Genomic DNA, 18,437 nt, shown 5'->3' on the forward strand with positions numbered 1-18,437 from the left:
CACTTTTATGAGCAAGTGGGCGGGCCACGAGAGGTCAAGCGGTGAAACTACTACTTGGCGAACAGTTCGTTAACCTGATCGTTAGCAGCAGTCAGTGAACTCGCCGGCTCCTTGCCAGAAACCACTGCATCCATTGCGGGCTTCAAAATACCGGAGACTTTTGCGGCGTTATCGGTGATGGGCAACAGGAACGTGGTTTTGTCCTTGACGTGCTGGGTGAAGGCACTAACGTCAGTGCCCTTAGCCTTGAATGCTGCCGCTGCCTTATCCGAGGAGGTCTTGATGGCCGGGAAGACTACAGCCTTGCTGGCTACAACATCCTGGCAATCTGAACTGGCCAAGTATTCAACCCATTTAATGGCGGCTTCCTTCTTTTTGGTGCCAGCCCAGACAGAGTCAGCGAGGCCGTTGAACATCGAGGAACGTTTGCCATCTACACCGATCGGGGTGGGTGCAATTCCCGTCTCGATTCCCTTGTAGCTGGTGTATTGTCCGGTCATCCACGAACCATTGGCGTTAATGGCGGCCTTGCCGGCTCCGAAGTTATCCGAAGTGCTGGCGCCAATGGTGGTTTCTAGCTTGGGCATAAAGCCTTTTGTTGCCAAGCCGGACCACCAGGCAATGGTGTCCTGAATGCGCTTGTCATCGTAGTTGTAGTGGGTGCCCCAAGGGTTCTTGTCAGTGGTGGTCCAACCCGTCGTTGCCGCGAGGAAGCTCCACTGAGTTTGACCAGCATTCTCGGCGCCAGAGCCGGAAAGCCCCATGCCGTAAACGGCAACATTGTTTTTGTCGAAGCCAGCCTCGTCGCCTCGTTTACCGCTCTTGTCCACGGTCAAGTGGGCAATGGCCTTCTCATATGTACCGCCATCGGTGGGGTTCCACGTCAGTGATGCCATTTGCTCAGCTGTGAGCCCGGCTGCGGCAGTCATTTTCTTGTTGTAGAACAAGCCAACGGTGTCCCAGTCCTTGGGGAGACCATAGCGCTTGCCGTCCTGGCCTACCCACAGATCTGCCAGGCCCTCGTTGTACTTGGTGAGGTCAACTTTGTCAGCGGCTACAGCGTCATCGAGTGCCACAAGCTGCTTGGTTTTAACGAATTCCGGGTACTTGCCCAGATGGTTTGTGAAAACATCGGGGGCGGTACCGGAGGCCATACCGTTGGTGAGTTTGCCCCAGTAGTCATCCCAGCCAGTTTGGGTAATCTTCACTGTGACATCTGGGTTGGCCTTGGTGAAGTCAGCAGCGCACTGTTTGTAGGCCGGGAGCTGGTTGGCGTCCCAGAGCCAGTAGCTGACTTCACCTTTAGCGCTATCCGTGCTGCCGCTACTACCGCCGCCACATGCGGAGAGAGCAAGAGCTGCAGCTACAGCAACGGCGACGGTGCCGAGTACTTTATTTTTGATCACTTTGAGTCCTTAAGGTGTGCGATTTTTTTACTGTGGGTCGGGGATAGAAAGTAGTTATTTGGTTCCGCTGAAGCCGATCGAGTTCACAATTTTCTTGCCAAAGATCGAGAACAAAATCAGCACAGGTGTTGCCGAAACGAGAGTGGCGGCCATCAGGCCGGACCAGTCGGGGGATCCTTGCGGGGACTGAGACTTGAAAACACCCAGGCCCACGGTTAGCACTCGAGTGTCCTCGGTGGTGCCCACCAACAGTGGCCAGAAGTATTCGTTCCACTGGCCCATAAATGTCAGCAAGGCCAGAGTGGCCAGCGGTGCTGCGGCGTTCGGCAACACGATCTGGAAGAACATTCGGAAGTGCTTTGCACCGTCCAACATGGCTGCCTCTTCAACTTCACGAGACATATTCAGAAAGAACTGGCGCATAAAGAAGATGGCGAACGGTGTCATAAAGAGGTATGGCAGTACCAAACCCAGCATGGTGTTGAGCAGGCCTAGGTTCTTTACCAAAAGGAAGTTGGGTAGCGCCGTGAAGATCGGTGGAACCAGCATGGTGGCCAGGAAGAGTGAGAACACAAAGTCCCTGCCCTTCCACCGCAAACGGGAGAACGCATAGGCTGCGAGGGAGCTGAAGAAAACAGCCGCCGCGGTGGTGACAGTGGAGAAAAGTAGCGAGTTCCAGAGGTACTGCCAAAAATTGATGGACGCTCCGGAGCCACCTTCAGCGATTGCTTCTTCCGCGGACTGCAAGCCGAAGACTCGTTTGAATGCGCCTAAGTTGAAGTCTGCTGGCAAGAGGCTTGCCGAGTTGGCGGCGAGCGAGCCATTGGTGGACAGTGCCGTGCGGATGACCCAGTAGAAAGGCAATACACTGACCGCTACTGCGATGCCCAGAAGTACCCACAGGCCTGCGGTGCGCCAGCTAAACGGTTTTTTACGACGGCGGATCGCCGTTTTGGAGGATGTAGCAGTTGTCATGGGAGTGTCCTTAGTCCAGGTCTGACTGGGTGCCACGGAGGAACTTCATCTGGATAAAGGCAACGATGGCGAGGATAACGAAGAGGATGACGGCGAGCGCGGAACCGTAGCCGAAGTCTTGCTCGTTGAAAGCGCGCTGGAAGATGTAGAACTGGAGTACACGGGTGGCGTTGACGGGGCCGCCGGCGGTGGTGACGGCAACGGTGTCAAAGACCTGGAAGGAACCGATCACTGTTACTACCAGGACTAGAACCAAAACGGGGCGCAAGAGTGGCATCGTGATCCGCCAGAACGTACTCCACGCTTTGGATCCGTCAATGCTGGCTGCCTCGTAAACCGTGGCAGGGATAGCTTGAAGCCCGGCGAAAATCAACAGGGCTGTATAGCCCATGTGCCGCCATGTATTGATGAGCGCTTGGGTAGGGATGGCCCATTGCTCACTTCCGAAGAAGGCTACGCGGGGCAGGCCCAGCCATTCGATGATCTGGTTGATGATGCCGATTTGGTAGTCCAGCATCCAGAACCACAAGAGCGCTGCGATGACGTTCGCCATCAGGTAGGGCATAAGGAGTGCCCCGCGAATAATGGTGGATTTGGCCACCCGCTGCATCAAGATGGCCAACCCCAAGGCGAGCCCGGTTTGGAGCACGATGTTGATCAGGACGTACTCTCCGGTGACCTTCAGTGCGTTCCAGAACAGCGGGTCCCTAGAGATCTTTTCGTAGTTTTTGGTGCCAATCCACGTGGGATCTCCCAGGATGCTGTACTCCGTGAAGCTGAGGTAGATACCTCGAATGGTAGGGACCAAGTAGAAGAGGATCAGGCCGATCATTGCCGGGGCGATGAAAACCAGAGCGATCTTGAGGTCGCCCAGTCCACGGAAATCCGCCTGACGGCTGGCCCGTTTACGGGGTTTCTTGAAGTCGTCAGCCGCGTGCCCGGGGGCAGGCTGTTTGCTGAGTGTGGTCATCGTTGACCTTTCGGGGATGTGATGTTTCTAACAACTCCCGGTGAATCTACACGAGTAGATTTGTTGTCGTCAAGAACGATTGTGAATATTTGTGAGTATTTCTTCTAGTTTGGTTGTTTTGATTGACTCGAGTAGATCCCCCTGAAACACTGGGCTATCGGATTCCTCGAGCCTCTAAAAGGAAAAACAATGACGTTTTCAATCGGTGTAGTCGGCGTGGGCCAGTTCGGCGGACACTTTGCCCATCTCTTTAAGCTCCACCCTGGTGTTACCAGGGTCTACGCGGTGGACTCGTTGCCTGAACGTGCAAGCGAAGCACAAGCGAAGTGGGGCCTAGACGGAACCATGGCCAGCTTCGAAGAATTGCTGGCCTCCGACGTCGATGCTGTCGCCATCTTTACACAACGGTGGACTCATGGACCCCTGGTAGTCCAAGCTCTGCGCGCCGGCAAACATGTCTATTCGGCAGTCCCCATGGCAATCAGTGAAGACGAAATTGCCGCAATCATCGAAGCAGTACGTGAGACCGGCCTGACTTACATGATGGGCGAAACCAGCTACTACAACCCCGCCACCGTGCACGCCCGCAATCAGCGCGCTGCCGGGAAGTTTGGACGAATTTTCTACTCGGAAGGCGATTACGTCCATGACATGGACCTCGGCTTCTATGACGCTTACCAGTACAGCGGGGGCGAGAACTGGAAGGCCACCGCGAGCTACCCGCCTATGCTCTACCCCACTCATGCAATCGGCGGGGTTCTCGGCGCAATCGGTGGCTACGCGGTGAGCGTGAGCTGCATTGGTGTGAAGGACGATCGGGGCGACGGCGTCTTTAACAAGGACATCAGTATGTTCAACAACGATTTCTCCAACGCCACGGCACTTTTTGAAATGAACGACGGCGGTGCCATGCGCACCAATGAAATGCGTCGCGTGGGTTACCCGTCCCACATCCGTGAGTCCCGGTTCAGGTTTTTTGGTACCGAAGCGAGCTTCGAGCAGCTGGCCACCACCACCGTTTGGCAGGACAAAGAAGGTGTCTATGACATTTCGGAGCAGGTTCTCACTCGGCCGAGCATCTCGCTAGATGATCCTTCACTGGCGGATGTAGCTCCGGAACTACGTGATGCCTTTGTCTCCGGCCTGGCCCCTGTTCACGATCCGTCGCGTTTGCCTGCCGAATTCAACCACGCACCCAACGGCCACGAGGGTAGCCATCAATTCTTGGTGGATGATTTTGTCACTGCAGTGAACTATGGCGTGATCCCGCCTGTGAATGCTTGGACAGCGGCCCGTTTTACGCTTCCAGGCATTGTGGCTCACGAGTCGGCTTTGCGTGGCGGGGAGCGCCTCGCCATCCGGGACTTTGGGGATGCCCCGCAGCTGGCTACCTCTTAGTAGCATTGTGCTTATGACCGTTAACACCCCCGCCGCTCGCTCCTCGGTGACCCGTAAGGAAGTCGCCAAGCGTGCGGGGGTGAGCACCGCGGTGGTTTCTTACGTGGTTAACGGCGGGCCCAAAAAAGTGGCCCCGGCCACCGAAGCGAGGGTTAAAGACGCCATTCGCGAGTTGGGTTACCGGCCCAACGCCGTGGCGAGGGCGCTCAAGTTGGGCTCGAGCCAGACAATTGGGCTGGTTATGCCGGATAACTTCAACCCATTCTTCGCCCTGTTTGCCCACGCCGTGGAAGAAGCGGCTGCTGCTCAGGGATACTCGCTTTTGTTGGGAAATTCTGGCAGTAACGCGGACCGGGAAAGGGTGCTGGTCCGTAATTTTGCGGCCCGGCAGGTCGACGGAGTGGTGTTGTTTCCCACTCTGGACGAACCGGATTTGGCCGATCTTGCCGCTGCCGAAATACCTTGTGTGTTGCTGAATTTCGCCCGGGAAGCCCCGGGTTTTAGCACCATCGGTGTTGACCTACCTGGCGGTGCACGGTTAGCAGTAGAGCACCTGATTGGTCACGGCCACACGAACATCGCTTTGTGCGTGGGCATCCACAAGTCTGGCACCATGGACGATCGCTTCTTTGGATGGCGTGACGCACTCACTGATGCTGGGCTGGCCGAAGGGCCAGTGGCGCTCCGCACCTTCACCTTGGCTGGTGGGGCTGAAGCTGCCGCGCAAATACTTGCCGAGCCCAACCGGCCCACCGCAGTTTTTGTTAGTTCCGATGTTCAGGCCGTGGGTCTCCTGAATGCCCTGCACAAAGCCGGGCTCTCAGTTCCTGAAGATATGGCGGTGGTTTCATTTGACGGAACGCTGGACGCCGACTTTAGTTGGCCGCCACTGACCACGGTGGCCCAACCCGTGCAAGAAATGGGTGAAGCTGCCGTCAAGGCACTCCTAGACTTCCGTAATGACCATCAAACGATTCGCCATGTCTTTCCCACCCGACTACGGATCGGCGGATCTTGCGGCTGCAATTAGGCCCGCCCGCCGTCCAGGCCACTGTTTGCTTATTCACTCAGGGGGAGTGAGTCCGCAAGGTATTCAATGGCGAGCCGGTATCCAGTCACGCCGGCGCCCACAATCACTGCTTCGCACACCGGGGACAAGTAGGAGTGATGCCGGAATTCCTCGCGCTTGTGCACATTGGTGATGTGAACTTCTACCGCGGGAAGTGACACCCCAGCGATCGCGTCACGCAGTGCCACGGATGTGTGCGTGAACGCTCCGGCGTTGATCACAATGCCCACGGCGTTCTGCCGGGCGTCGTGGATCGCATCGAGCAGGTCGCCTTCGTGGTTGGACTGCACACAATCTGCGGTGAACCCGTGACGCTCCGCCGTATCAATGGCGAGCTGCTCCACATCCTCCAAAGTTGCTGAACCATAGAGCTGAGGTTCCCGGGTGCCAAGAAGGTTCAGGTTAGGGCCGTTAACAACCAGGATGGTGCCGCGCGAGCGGGTGGAGTCAGTCATGGCTACTAATCTAGCCCACGAATTTCCACCACAAAGCCCTGTTCCGGGTTCAAGATCGGTGCCGGAAGCCCGACGGCGCCGAGGAACCTACCGCTGGCCGTGGCACCTTGAGCGAACCACGCCGGAGCGGTGCGCTGGGTACTGAGTGCGGCGAAACTACCGTCCTCTGCCCGCGGATACACCGCACGCACGCGGTACTCGCGCTCCGGGTCAAGCCCAGGGAATTGAACCCTCCCCGGTTGCTCGGCTTCCGCCGTCGTAGTGCTGACTACTGCAAAGAGCGCCTGGCGGCCGCCACGGGCTGCAACTCCGTAAACGTTGAGATCTGTTTGGTGCGCGTCGGTGTAGACGCGGTCGCCGGAGTGGATTAGCGCCCGGTGCTTTTTGTAGAGCGCAATTGCGAAGGCGAGCTCGGCACGTGAGGCACAGTCCAGGGTGCTGATGTCCCATTCGAGGCCAAAGTGACCGAAGAGGGCCGTGATGGCGCGGAACGCGAGGCTATGAGTTCGCGCCGTGGTGTGGGACTGGGTGGGGCCAACATGCGAACCCACGAGTTCCGGCGGAACCACCAGCTGCGTCCACGCCTGAATCGTTTGACGTTCCAAGGCGTCATTGCAATCTGAAGTCCAGATCCGGTCCGTGTGCTCCAAAATCTCCAAGTCCACACGCGCGCCGCCGGAGGAGCAGCTCTCAATTTCCACTCCGGGGTGCGCGGCACGCAAGGCGTCTAGAAGCCGGTATACGGCCAAGGTTTGCTCGTGCACCGAGGGACTTCCAGCATGGCCGTGCTCAATCAGGTCACGGTTTTGATCCCATTTGAGGTAACTGATGTTGTACTCGGTCAAGAGCGCATCCAGCCGGTCAAAAATGTACTGCCAGGCCTCCGGGTTCACCAGGTCCAGAACGTGTTGCTGGCGCCACTCAAGCGGCAAACGGGCACCGGAACCGGAGGTATACGGCCCTGCCACCCAGTCCGGGTGCGCACGGATCAGATCAGAATTCAGGTTCACCATTTCCGGCTCCACCCACAGGCCAAACTCCATACCCCGGCTGCTGACCTCATTGATCAACGGCGTCAGTCCATCCGGCCACACGCCCTCGTCAACAAACCAGTCGCCCAACCCTGCGGAATCGTCACGGCGGCCACGGAACCAGCCGTCGTCGAGCACAAAACGCTCAATGCCCACCTCGGAAGCGGTCTGTGCCAAAGCGGTTAGTTTCTCAAGGTTGTGATCAAAATAGACGGCCTCCCACACGTTTAGCACGGCGGGCCGGGGGCGCGCACGGCCGTCAGGCCAAGCACCCACATGGTGGTCGCGAGCGCGGAACCAATCGTAGAAGCGGCGGGAGATCCCGTTGAGCCCACTCTCAGAGTACGCAGCGAACATTGCCGGAGTGGTGTAGCTCTCCCCGGGAGCAAGTGTCACTTCGCCGGGGCCCAGCAACTCGGCTGCGCCAAGAACAGTGCGGCCATCTGCTGCCGTGTCGCAGAACTCTTCATGGTTGCCGCTCCACGCAAAGTGAACAGCCCACACTTGCCCCTGCTCGTGGGAGAAACCGGGTGTTCCCGCGGCCATAATCAGTGAAGAATCGTGACCGGTGCGGCCGTGGCGGCCACTGCGAACCCAAGTTCCCTGCGTGATGGCGCGCCGTTGCGGGTGACGTTCCCGGCACCAGCGTCCGGTCAGATCCAAGAGCTCGGTGGCCATCCCGGGCACCGGTAATTGCACAGCCAATTGCTCCAAGGAGTACGCATCTGGGCCTTGGTTGGTGAGCCGGTGTGTCACTTCGAGTAGACCGCCGGGGTGCAAACGCACGGTGGATACCAGCTCAAGGCAGGCAGTCGCGTCCACCTGAGTGATGGTGGAGGCGGCGGTACTGGCCGTGGCATCCGTGACGCGGAATGCCGGGGAGAAGTTTTGCCCGCCGTTGATGGTGTGCCCCAGCAGACCCGGGCGGCCGCGCCAACCGGCAGAACCTTGCGGAACCAAGCTCAACGTCACCGGGACGTCCAGCGAAGAATGTGGCACGGGTTCGGTCAGTATGCCCAGCTCTGGCAGCTTCTTGCCTAGGTCCGCGCCCCAGTGCAGCATTTGTGCTTGGTCATTGGAAAAATCGATCACCACTGAGGTGCCTGCGGATCGAAGATGCAACGGTTCCATAGGGGGAGACTCCTCTTTGAGTAAAAAGTTTTGGGGCAATACTTTGGGGCAAACCCTAGGGTGCGTTGTTATCCCTGGAGGGGGTTGACCACACGTAGTTTGCGGACGGCTGTTGCCAAATAATTGCGGGCATTCTCGCCCAAGCCCGAGTCCGTAATGATTTGATCAGCGTCCTCGAGTGCGGCAATGGTGCTAATGCCCTGCGTTCCCCACTTGGTGTGGTCCGCCACCACCACCAATTCGCGTGAGGCGTCCACCATGGCCCTGTCTGTTTCGGCTTCCAAAAGGTTGGGTGTGGTGAATCCGGCGCGTGAGTCCATACCGTGAACACCCATAAACAACATGTCCAGATGGACTTGCTTGAGTGCAGCAGTGGCAATAGGACCAACCAAGGCGTCCGACGGCGTCCGCTGGCCCCCGATCAAAATCACCGTAGTGCCACTTGAGTCGCCAGCGCTGCTGTAGAAAACATCTGCGATCCGCACCGAGTTGGTCACCACGGTGATCTGCGGACCCAAAGCAAGACGTTTGGCCAAAGCAAAGGTGGTGGTTCCAGCGCTCAAACCCACAGCCATACCTTCGTGCACCAGGCTGGCAGCTTCTGCGGCGATGGCGTCCTTCTCGGCGGTGTTTTGAGTGGATTTGAGTTCAAAGCCGGGCTCATGGGTGCCAGTGGGGCCCGGAATTTTGGCTCCGCCGTGAATGCGCTCCAACAAGCCGGCGTCGCTCAGGGAATCAATGTCTCGGCGCACAGTCATCGGCGAAACGCCCAATAACTCGGCAAGATCGGCCACACGCATGATCCGTTCGCGTCGAACGGAGTCAAGAATGGCCTGGTGGCGGGCCGCCGGAAGCATAAGAGTCCCTTTCGAAAAGCTGATGAAGTCTCAACCAAAGCCTAGTTTGCTGAGGTGCTCGCTCTGGTCTTTGGCCTCCGAAGGGGGATCGGAGGCCAAAGACCAGAGCTGATGGCTTATAGCAGCTGCGTACTACTAGCTACTGAGCAGAGTTTGTGTCCAAGCGCACTACGGCGAACCCACCGGCAGGAACATTGAGTGTTCCTTCTACGGCAGTGCTGGAAATCAGGTCAGTACCCTGTGCAGGAGTGCTGTGCTCGGTATCGCCGTGGTTGATCACAAAAAGCCAGTCCTGATCATCCTTGCGGCGAACCACAACATCTACTTCGCCGCGGGCACCTGCTGGCACGCCCGTGCTAAGTCCGGCATCGGCCAGAACCAACTTCAGCAGTTCGCTGCTGGCGTCCACGTTCAAGGTGGTCGCCACGTAGTAAGCAGCACCAGTGCCAGCAGAACCAGTACCCGGCGCGCGGCGAGTGATCGCAGGCGAGCCGGCGGTAGCACCGGCGTCGAACGTTGCAAGAACCTCCGCGTCAGTGACAGCACCCAACTCGCTCCAATAAACACCGTCACCAAGGGCAGCGGAAGCCAAGCTGCCGCTGCCCTTGAGCGCAACGCCAGCGCCTTCACGCAGCGGGAAGAACTCCTCAATGCTCACACCCAAAAGCTTCGCAAAAGCGCCCGGGTAACCGCCGCCATTGATCGGGTCCATGATGATGTGGTCATTTTCATCCACAATCCCGGAGAAGTAGCTGACCACCAAAGTGCCCCCGGAGGCCACAAACTTCTCAAGATTGGCCCGGCCAGCCTCAGTGATCAAATACTGCATGGGGACAATGGCTACCTTGTAACCGGACAAATCATCGCTGCTCTGCCGGAAATCGGAAGTCACACCAGCCCGGTACAAGGCGTCATGCCAACGCCGAGTTTCAGCCACGCAATTCGCGTCCACGCTCGGGTGCGAATCCAGCTCCGAGGCCCAACGCGCGTCAGTGTCATGAATAATCACTGCATCTGCCACCACTCTGGAGCCAGCCAGCTCGGAAATCTGCTCAAGGGTCTTCCCCAGCTGAACAGTTTCCCGCCACACCTTGGTCTCGCGGCCAGCGTGCGGCAAAAGGCCCGAGTGGAACTTTTCAGCACCCGCGCGCGAAGCACGCCACTGGAAGAACAAGACACCATCCGTACCGCGGGCCACATGCTGCAACGAGTTGCGGAGCATTTCGCCCGGAGCCTTAGCAACATTGCGCGGCTGCCAGTTCACTGCCGAGCTCGAGTGCTCCATCAACAACCACGGAGCGCTTTTGGCCCAACCGCGGGTCAGGTCAGCAACCATCGCCAACTCTTGATAATTCCGCTCATCAGCAGCCATCAAATAGTGATCGTTGGAGACCAAATCCATCTGTTCTGACCAGCGCCAGTAATCAATTGGTGCAGTAAGGCCCATGGAAATGCCCATGAAGTTGGTGGTCACCGGGTGCGGTGAACGTGCTCGAATAATGTCAGCCTCGGCTCGGAAGCATTCCAGCAGTGCGTCCGAGGAGAAGCGTGCAAAGTCCAATTGCTGAGTGGGATTCACCCAGGTGCCTGAGCGGCGAGGGGGGATAACCTCCGCCCAGTCATAGTAGTGCTGAGACCAGAATGCGGTACCCCAAGCCTCGTTGAGTGCATCCAAGGTGCCGTAACGCTTTTGCAGCCACTCTTGGAAACCACGCTCGGCGTGCGGACCGTAGTCGGGCTGGTTGTGGCAACCGTACTCATTGTGAACATGCCACATCACGACGGCGGGGTGGTCAGCATAGCGATCCACAATCGCCGTGGTCAGGGCTGCTGCAGCCCGCCGGTAGTCAGGCGAGCACGCCGCGAAGGCCTGCCGGGAGCCGTAACTTTGCCGCACGCCGTCGGCATTAACCGGTTGAGAATCGGGATACTTGCGGCTGAACCACGGCGGTGGTGAAGCGCTCGCGTTGGCGAGGTCCACACTGATGCCGTTTTTGTGCAGCAGATCCAGGACCCGGTCCAACCAGCCGAACTCGTAGTGGCCTTCTTCCGGCTCCAAAAGGGCCCAACTGAAAATGCCCACACTGACCAGATTTACTCCGGCCTCTTTCATGAGGGCAACGTCATGTTCCCAGACGTCTTCAGGCCACTGCTCTGGGTTGTAGTCGCCGCCAAAAGCGATGCGTCCACCCAGTTTTTCGGTCACATACTGCATGTCTGCGCGTTCACTCACAGGTACTTATCCTTTACTGGATCCGAGGGTTAGGCCGGCCACAAATTGGCGTTGCAAGAGCAAGTACACAATCAATGTGGGGATCACGGTGATGATGGCACCGGCGGCCAAGAGGTTGTAGTCGTTGAAGAACTGGCCTTGAAGGTTGTTGATGGCCGTGGTGATGGGCAGGCGGTCACCGCTCTGGATAAAGAGCAGCGGCCAGAAGAAGTCGTTGTAAATGAAGATGACTTCAAGAGTTCCCAAAGCGGCCAAGGCCGGGCGGCACAGCGGCAAAATGATGCGCCAGTACTGGGTCCACAAACTTGCCCCGTCCACCAATGCGGCTTCTGTCAGGTCGGGGGAGAGGGCCTTCATGTAGTTGGAGAGCACAAAGGTGCAGAAACCAATCTGGAAAGCGGTGTCCACGGCGATGACTGAAACGTAGGTGTTGAGCAGATTGCCCGAATCGCTCATGGAGTACGGGAGTTCAAAGTGCTTGAACATCTCAAACAACGGTGCGGCCAAAACCTGCGGAGGGAGCAAGTTGCCAGCTGTAAACATAATCAACAGGGTGACGTTGAACTTCCACGAAACTCGCGAGACGGCGAAGGCCATCAGCGAGGCGAAGAAGAGGGTCAAAAGAACTGCCGGGATGCTGATGATCAGCGAGTTCATAAAGTACTTAGCGAACCCGCCTTGGGTCCACGCCTGAATGAAATTATCGAAGTTCAGCGCGCCACCAATGCTGAAGTAGCCGTACTTGTCAGTATCTGCGTGCGGGCGAAGAGCTGTGTAGAGGGACCACAGCAAGGGAACCAGCCACATGGCTGACATCACGATCAGGAAAATGTGGGTGCCGTAGTGACGCTTAGCCTTATGGGCTGATTTTCCCTCCAGACCAGTATTTGGCGTGGGACGTGAGTTGCGGTTCCGGACCGCCGTTGAATTGCTCATGACTGGCTCTCTTTGCCGAAGGTGCGGACCAAGTAGAAGACGATCGGAACCAAAGAAATGACCAACAAGACCACTGCTAGGGCCGATCCAACGCCGATGACTTGGCCTTCACCCACCAGGTTTTGAATGACCAAGGCGCTGATCAATTCCAAACCGTTGGTGCCGCGGTTGATGACGTAAACAATGTCGAAGGCACGTAGCGATTCGATGATGGTGATAACCACAATGACCACGTTGACCGGGCGCATGGCCGGGAAGATGATCTGGAAGAAGGTTTGGGTGGCGCTTGCACCATCAATGGACGCTGCTTCTTTGAGGGTAGGATCAACACCCTTTAGTCCGGCTAAGTACAAGATCATGACGTAACCAGCGTGCCGCCAGGTTGCGGCAATAAGCGCTGCCCAAATGTTCACACTAGGGTCACCGAACCAATCCACGGCTGCCGGTGTTCCGGCGGTTCCCAAGACGTGGTTCAAAAATCCGTGATCGCGGTTGTAGAACAACTGCCAAATGATTCCTACCAGCGCCAGAGACAGCATCACCGGAATAAAGAAGATGCTCTGATAAATCTTGGTGCCTTTGATTTGCTGATCTAGCAGTACCGCCAAAAGCAAACCCAAAGGGGTGGCCACTAGAGCCAAAAAGACCAGCCACAGGACGTTGTGTTGAACAGCAGGCCAGAACGGCGGGTAGTCCTGGGTGATGTATTTGTAGTTGTCCAGACCGGCCGACTTCATGTCAGAGAGATCCAGCCCGTTCCACCGCGTAAAGCTCAATCCAATGGAGAGCAGGGTGGGGATCCAGACCAGGACCAATTGCAAGAGGGTGGGGACGCCAACCATAAAACCCAAAACCAGCTTGTCTCGGTTTGAAAGTCTGCGAACCTTGCGGAAGCGGCGCTGAGGCGTGGTGGTGCTTGTCATGGTGATTCCTTGTCCGTGATTGTGGCTGGGCAACGCGAACGGCGTTACCCAGCCACAATCGAGTGCGGGCGTGAACTACTGGGCTGCGTAGAGCGTCTTAGCCTGTGCTTCGAGGTTCTTGACGTCCACGTTGCCGTCCTTAATGAAGGACTGCAGCGCCGGGATGATCACGTTGTTGGCCATAGCCGGAAGAGCATCGCGGTCAAGGAACTGGCTGATGTATTTGGCATCGGCGATGGTCTGGGCACACTTCTTGTTCAGATCAGAGAACTTGGAGGTGTCGGCGCCCTTTGCGGTGGCGATGTTGGACGGATCAACAGCCGCATATGCGTCCTGACCTTCGGCCGAGCCCAAGAATGCGAGGAAGTCGCGAGCAGCTGAGTTTTCGCCACCCTTCTTGGACAAGAGGATGCCGTCGATCGGCGCCTCAACGGCGTCGCGGCCTTCCATGGCAATCTCCGGGAACGGGAAGAAATCAATGTCTGCAAGAACTGCTGGATCGGAGAACTGCTGGGTAACAAAGGAACCCAGCAAGTACATACCGGTCTTTTTGGCCTCAAGGGACTTTGCGGCATCCTGCCAGGTCTGACCAAGTGCTCCCGGATCCTGGAACGGCAAGAGTGCCTTCCAGGTATCAAAGACGTCGCTGACCTTCTTCTGATCCCAAGATTCCTTGTGCGCGCAGAGGTCCACGTGGAACTGGTAACCGTTCAAGCGCATGTTCAGGTAGTCGAACGTGCCCATTGCGGGCCAGCCGTCCTTGTCCGCGAAACCGATCGGGATCAGTCCATCTGCCTTCATCTTGGCGGAGAGGGTCTTGAGAGCGTCAAAGGTTTCCGGGATCTCGTAACCCTTGGCTGCCCAGAGGCTCTTGCGGTAGAAGAAGCCCCACGGATAGTTGTAGTTGGGGACAAAGTACATCTTGCCGTCGGGGCCGGTGGATGCCTTCTTCATGGCATCCGAGTAGTTGCCGCCGATCTTTTCCCAGACGTCGTCGATCGGAGCCAAGAGGCCCTTGCCTGCGTAGTACTGCATGCGGTAGCCAGCGAACCAAGTGAACGCGTCATCTGGGCTGCCCTGCAGGTAGGAGTTGATTTTGTTCTGGAAATCGTTGTGAGGCACCGTGTTGGTATTTACAGTGATTTCTGTCTTTTTGGTGAAAGCGTCTGTTACTGCCTTGTAGGCCTTCTTGGGTACTTCATCCGAAGAACCTGAACCTAGGGTCAGTGACTTCGAACCGCCCGCTTGAGGTGCGCTTCCGCCGGTGCATGCTGCTAGGAGGGGGATTCCGCTGAGTGCGACAGCCCCTACTCCGACGGTCTTGAGAAAAGTACGGCGATCCGGGGCAATGCCGCGGTCCCTGTACACAAAATTCCCCTGCGTAGCCATTGTCTCTCCTTTGAAAAATGGAACGTCCTGTGCGCTATGTCACATGAAGACGATCATATACTCCCAAATTCAAACAGGAAAGAACTAAATGTCTCATTACGGATAACTGTTAAATTACGACGGCGCCCCTCGCCACAGTGGCAAGGGGCGCCGTCGTTATGAGGTGCTATTTACGCAGCGAAGCCGCGATCTGTGACATCACCGTGTTGTCCGCCAACGTGGTGGCATCGCCCACTTCACGGCCCTCAGCGACGTCCTTGAGCAGGCGGCGCATGATTTTTCCTGAACGGGTCTTCGGCAACTCTGGAACTACCAGAATGTTCTTCGGCTTGGCGATCGGGCCGATCTCCTTGCCAACATGGTTACGCAGTTCCTGAACAATTTCATCGCCAGAGTCCACAGCATTGCCCCGCAAAATAACAAAAGCAACCACGGCCTGGCCTGTTGTCTCATCAGCGGCGCCCACCACGGCTGCTTCAGCAACGGCAGGGTGGCTTACCAAGGCCGATTCAATCTCGGTAGTGGAGAGGCGGTGACCGGAGACGTTCATCACGTCATCCACACGGCCCAAAAGCCACACGTCGCCGTCCTCGTCCTTCTTGGCGCCGTCGCCAGCGAAGTACATGGACTCAAAACGGGACCAGTAGGTGTCCTTGAAACGCTCAGGATCACCCCAAATGCCTCGCAACATGGATGGCCACGGTTCACGAATGACCAAGAACCCGCCGTGCCCATCAGGAACGGATTCACCCATCTCATCCACCACGTCCACAGCAATACCGGGCAATGGAACTTGAGCTGAGCCAGGCTTGGTTGCAGTAACGCCGGGAAGCGGGGCAACCATCATGGCTCCCGTTTCCGTCTGCCACCAAGTGTCAACGATCGGAGCGTGATTAGCGCCGATGACGTCGCGGTACCACATCCATGCCTCGGGGTTGATGGATTCGCCCACCGAACCCAGAACCCGAATGGAAGAGAGGTCGTACTTGTCCGGGATCTCACGTCCCCACTTCATAAAGGTGCGGATAGCTGTGGGGGCGGTGTACAAAATCGAGACCTTGTACTTCTCCACAATCTCCCACCAGCGGCCCTGATGCGGGGAGTCCGGAGTGCCCTCATACATAACCTGGGTAGCGCCATTGATGAGCGGCGCGTAGGTGACGTAACTGTGCCCGGTGATCCATCCGACGTCGGCTGTGCACCAATAGACGTCGGTTTCCGGGTGGAGGTCAAAGACAGCGCGGTGCGTGAAGGCCGTCTGGGTGAGGTAGCCACCGGTGGTGTGCAGAATGCCCTTGGGCTTTCCTGTGGTGCCGGAGGTGTAAAGGATAAACAGTGGGTGTTCACTCTCGTGGCCAACCGCAGTGTGCTCCGGGGATGCCGTGCCTACTGTGTCATCCCACCAGATGTCGCGGCCCTCAACCCAATTGACGTCCTCGCCATTTCGCTTGACCACAACAACGTGTTGAACTGTGTGGCCGTCCTTCTCAAGCGCGCCATCAACGGCGGGCTTGAGCGGGCTCGGCTTGCCGCGACGGTACGTTCCGTCGGCGGTGACCACCAGTTTTGCTTCAGCATCGTCAACCCGGCTGCGCAACGCGTCAGCCGAGAAACCACCAAACACCACCGAGTGGACAGCGCCAATGCGAGCACACGCGAGCAAAGTGATAACCGCTTCGGGAATCATGGGCAAGTACACTGCCACGCGGTCACCCTTAGTAACGCCCAAGGACTCAAAAGCGTTGGCAGCCTTCTTGACCTCCGTGGTCAGCTCGGCATACGTGTAGCTGCGGGTATCCCCGGGTTCGCCTTCAAAATAGATGGCCACACGGTCGCCATTGCCCGCCTCAACGTGACGATCCAAAGCGTTGTAGGCGGCATTGATCTCACCGTCTGCGAACCACTTTGCGAAAGGCGGCGTGGACCAGTCCAGGTCTTGAGTGAAGTCTTTGCTCCAGGTCAAGAGTTCTTTAGCCTGCTTGGCCCAAAACTTGGGGCGGTCCGCATCGGCTTCTGCATAGATGCCCTCTTGCACAATCGCGTTGGCGGCGAATTCTGCTGAGGGGCTGAAGCTGCGATTTTCGTGGAGTAGATTCTCCAGAGCGTCGCCCTGTGATGTGGGGGTGGTCTCCTGGGACATCCTTAACCTTCTTCTTTGACGGTGACTTCCGGATCCACCTTAGTCCGTTGTGAGCCAAGAAGGTGTTCGGCGTCACAAGATGAACAGGTGTGTGCACGGTGCGGCGCTAGAGATGCATCCGGGACTTGGCTAGGCTGAAACCAAAACGTGACTTCGCTGTGCCCGCTATATTTCAGGCAAGTGCGGCGCTCACCCGAATTCCAACGGTGCCCGCAGCGGCCACCGCCAACGTGGACTGGAGCAAATCGTGGATCAAGAAAATATGCCGACGGCGTCATCGCAGCCGTCGCCTACAGCCAAAGCCGGGCAAGGCGCTTGGGCGGTTGTTGGCCCCTTCACTGCACGCGACCTAGTAGTTTTTGGCGCGTTTGTGCTGTTGCTGGTTGGGTCTCTGCTGCCGATTTTCAGCCATATGCAGGGCAACCTGTGGAACGCTTCCGGCATCTTCTACTTCAGCTTGGGACTGATTTTGCCTGCAATTGTGGTGGTTCTGTTTGTAGCACGGCGGCTTTCTCCCAAGGTAGCGTTGCGAATCGGTTCGCTGTCCGTTGATCAGTTCGCATCCGTGGTTGCCTCTTTTAGTGTGTTCTTTTTTGTGGCACTTGTGGCAGCAGGTAGCTACTGGGGCGCAGGTGCATTCTTTGGATTGATTGGTTCCTTGGGGCTCCTCGCAGCAACCGTGTTGGCACCCTTCCTTCCCGTGCTCAAAGACGACTTTGCTGGCCGGCCAGAAGTTCCTGCTCACGTTGTAGCACGCAACGCTGTGGCCCCCGCGGCTAAGGTGACCGCCCCCAAAGCCAGCGCAGTGAAGCCCTCTCCGCCACAGGCGAATCAGGGCTACGCCACTCCGGCCCAGTCCACTCCCGCACAGTCCACTCCGACGCAGACTTTCGGTGGCCCCGGTGCCAACTACAACACTTCCTTCCCCGCTGCCACTAGCGCAGGCTCTAACGCCCCCAGCGCTGGCGGAAACTACGGTTTTGGTGTTCCAGTGAGCGACGCCGGAACTCCGGCGACCGCTGCCAGCTCCCCGTCTCCGGACCCGGTAACCCCAGCGGCAGACGAACTCACCAAAGAGTCCGCTGCTCCCCAAGGGCCAGAAGCCGGCCGTGCCGAATCTGACAACGCCAAATCTGACAAGGCCACATCTGACAACGCAGGATCTGACACTGCGGCGGCTTCCGTGGCGTCTGATGAGTCCGCTGCTGCAACGCCCGAGGCCGAGGTTCCCACGGCAGAACAGCCGCACCGCGCTACTGAACCGATCGGTGCGAGTATTGACCCGGCGTCGCACCCTGAAACCGGCGCCCAAGAGCAAGTGAACTATGACGCTTTCTGGTTCGCCGTTGCCCAGACTCGCACCATTGTGGACGAGCACACCGGGGCGGCATTGTTCACCATCCACCCCGGCAATTGGGTCCTGGCTTTGCAAGATCGTGGTGACGAATTCCTAGTACAAAACACCGATGGCCAAGTGGGCGTACTGCGCGAACTAGCCAACATCGAGCGCGGTTCCTAGAGACA

Annotated in this window: 14 protein-coding genes; 3 read left to right on the forward strand and 11 right to left on the reverse strand. The window is 57.7% G+C overall.

Features of this window, described 5'->3' with window-relative positions; genetic code table 11:
* Positions 1 to 50 precede the first annotated feature (50 nt).
* From ACQR35_RS00880 to ACQR35_RS00890, 3 genes are read right to left on the reverse strand one after another with little or no spacing between them, the layout of a single operon-like run.
* Positions 51 to 1,403: an ABC transporter substrate-binding protein gene (locus ACQR35_RS00880; protein WP_430267957.1), complete on the reverse strand. Its 1,353-nt coding sequence runs from the start codon at positions 1,401 to 1,403 to the stop codon at positions 51 to 53.
* Between the two features lie 57 nt (positions 1,404 to 1,460).
* Positions 1,461 to 2,381, reverse strand: coding sequence for a carbohydrate ABC transporter permease (locus ACQR35_RS00885; RefSeq protein ID WP_430267798.1), 921 nt, complete (start codon positions 2,379 to 2,381; stop codon positions 1,461 to 1,463).
* A 10-nt stretch (positions 2,382 to 2,391) separates the two neighbouring features.
* Complete coding sequence (locus ACQR35_RS00890; protein WP_430268957.1) at positions 2,392 to 3,351, reverse strand: carbohydrate ABC transporter permease; 960 nt, start codon at positions 3,349 to 3,351, stop codon at positions 2,392 to 2,394.
* Between the two features lie 189 nt (positions 3,352 to 3,540).
* Between ACQR35_RS00890 and ACQR35_RS00895 the strand changes: the two genes are divergently transcribed.
* Together ACQR35_RS00895 and ACQR35_RS00900 are read left to right on the forward strand one after the other, a co-directional pair.
* On the forward strand, positions 3,541 to 4,749 hold the full coding sequence (locus tag ACQR35_RS00895) for a Gfo/Idh/MocA family protein (protein WP_430268958.1): 1,209 nt from the start codon (positions 3,541 to 3,543) through the stop codon (positions 4,747 to 4,749).
* Positions 4,750 to 4,762: 13 nt separating this feature from the next.
* Entirely contained in the window at positions 4,763 to 5,779 is a 1,017-nt protein-coding gene (locus tag ACQR35_RS00900; RefSeq protein WP_430267795.1) for a LacI family DNA-binding transcriptional regulator, read from the forward strand.
* Between the two features lie 29 nt (positions 5,780 to 5,808).
* Here ACQR35_RS00900 and aroQ read toward each other — a convergent pair whose 3' ends face one another.
* From aroQ to acs, 8 genes are all read right to left on the reverse strand, one after another.
* On the reverse strand, positions 5,809 to 6,273 hold the full coding sequence (aroQ, locus tag ACQR35_RS00905; protein ID WP_430267794.1) for a type II 3-dehydroquinate dehydratase: 465 nt from the start codon (positions 6,271 to 6,273) through the stop codon (positions 5,809 to 5,811).
* Between the two features lie 5 nt (positions 6,274 to 6,278).
* The gene (locus ACQR35_RS00910) at positions 6,279 to 8,435 is read right to left on the reverse strand and encodes an alpha-galactosidase (RefSeq protein WP_430268959.1); all 2,157 of its coding nucleotides are present in this window, start codon (positions 8,433 to 8,435) and stop codon (positions 6,279 to 6,281) included.
* Between the two features lie 68 nt (positions 8,436 to 8,503).
* Positions 8,504 to 9,292, reverse strand: a complete 789-nt coding sequence (locus ACQR35_RS00915; protein WP_430268960.1) for a DeoR/GlpR family DNA-binding transcription regulator — start codon at positions 9,290 to 9,292, stop codon at positions 8,504 to 8,506.
* A gap of 139 nt (positions 9,293 to 9,431) precedes the next feature.
* Positions 9,432 to 11,525, reverse strand: a complete 2,094-nt coding sequence (locus tag ACQR35_RS00920; RefSeq protein WP_430268961.1) for a beta-galactosidase — start codon at positions 11,523 to 11,525, stop codon at positions 9,432 to 9,434.
* Between the two features lie 6 nt (positions 11,526 to 11,531).
* On the reverse strand, positions 11,532 to 12,461 hold the full coding sequence (locus ACQR35_RS00925; protein ID WP_430268962.1) for a carbohydrate ABC transporter permease: 930 nt from the start codon (positions 12,459 to 12,461) through the stop codon (positions 11,532 to 11,534).
* Entirely contained in the window at positions 12,458 to 13,384 is a 927-nt protein-coding gene (locus ACQR35_RS00930; protein ID WP_430267789.1) for a carbohydrate ABC transporter permease, read from the reverse strand. Before ACQR35_RS00930 ends, ACQR35_RS00925 begins: the two co-directional genes overlap by 4 nt.
* Before the next feature lie 75 nt (positions 13,385 to 13,459).
* A complete protein-coding gene (locus tag ACQR35_RS00935) occupies positions 13,460 to 14,773 on the reverse strand; it encodes an ABC transporter substrate-binding protein (protein WP_430267788.1) in 1,314 nt (437 codons plus the stop codon).
* A 166-nt stretch (positions 14,774 to 14,939) separates the two neighbouring features.
* Complete coding sequence (gene acs / locus ACQR35_RS00940) at positions 14,940 to 16,913, reverse strand: acetate--CoA ligase (protein WP_430267787.1); 1,974 nt, start codon at positions 16,911 to 16,913, stop codon at positions 14,940 to 14,942.
* A gap of 247 nt (positions 16,914 to 17,160) precedes the next feature.
* Here acs and ACQR35_RS00945 point away from each other — a divergent pair, with 247 nt between their 5' ends.
* Positions 17,161 to 18,432, forward strand: coding sequence for a hypothetical protein (locus ACQR35_RS00945; protein ID WP_430268963.1), 1,272 nt, complete (start codon positions 17,161 to 17,163; stop codon positions 18,430 to 18,432).
* Positions 18,433 to 18,437: the final 5 nt, after the last annotated feature.

It is taken from the genome of Pseudarthrobacter sp. J1738 (assembly GCF_050490315.1).
Taxonomy (GTDB): Bacteria; Actinomycetota; Actinomycetes; order Actinomycetales; family Micrococcaceae; genus JBNPEO01.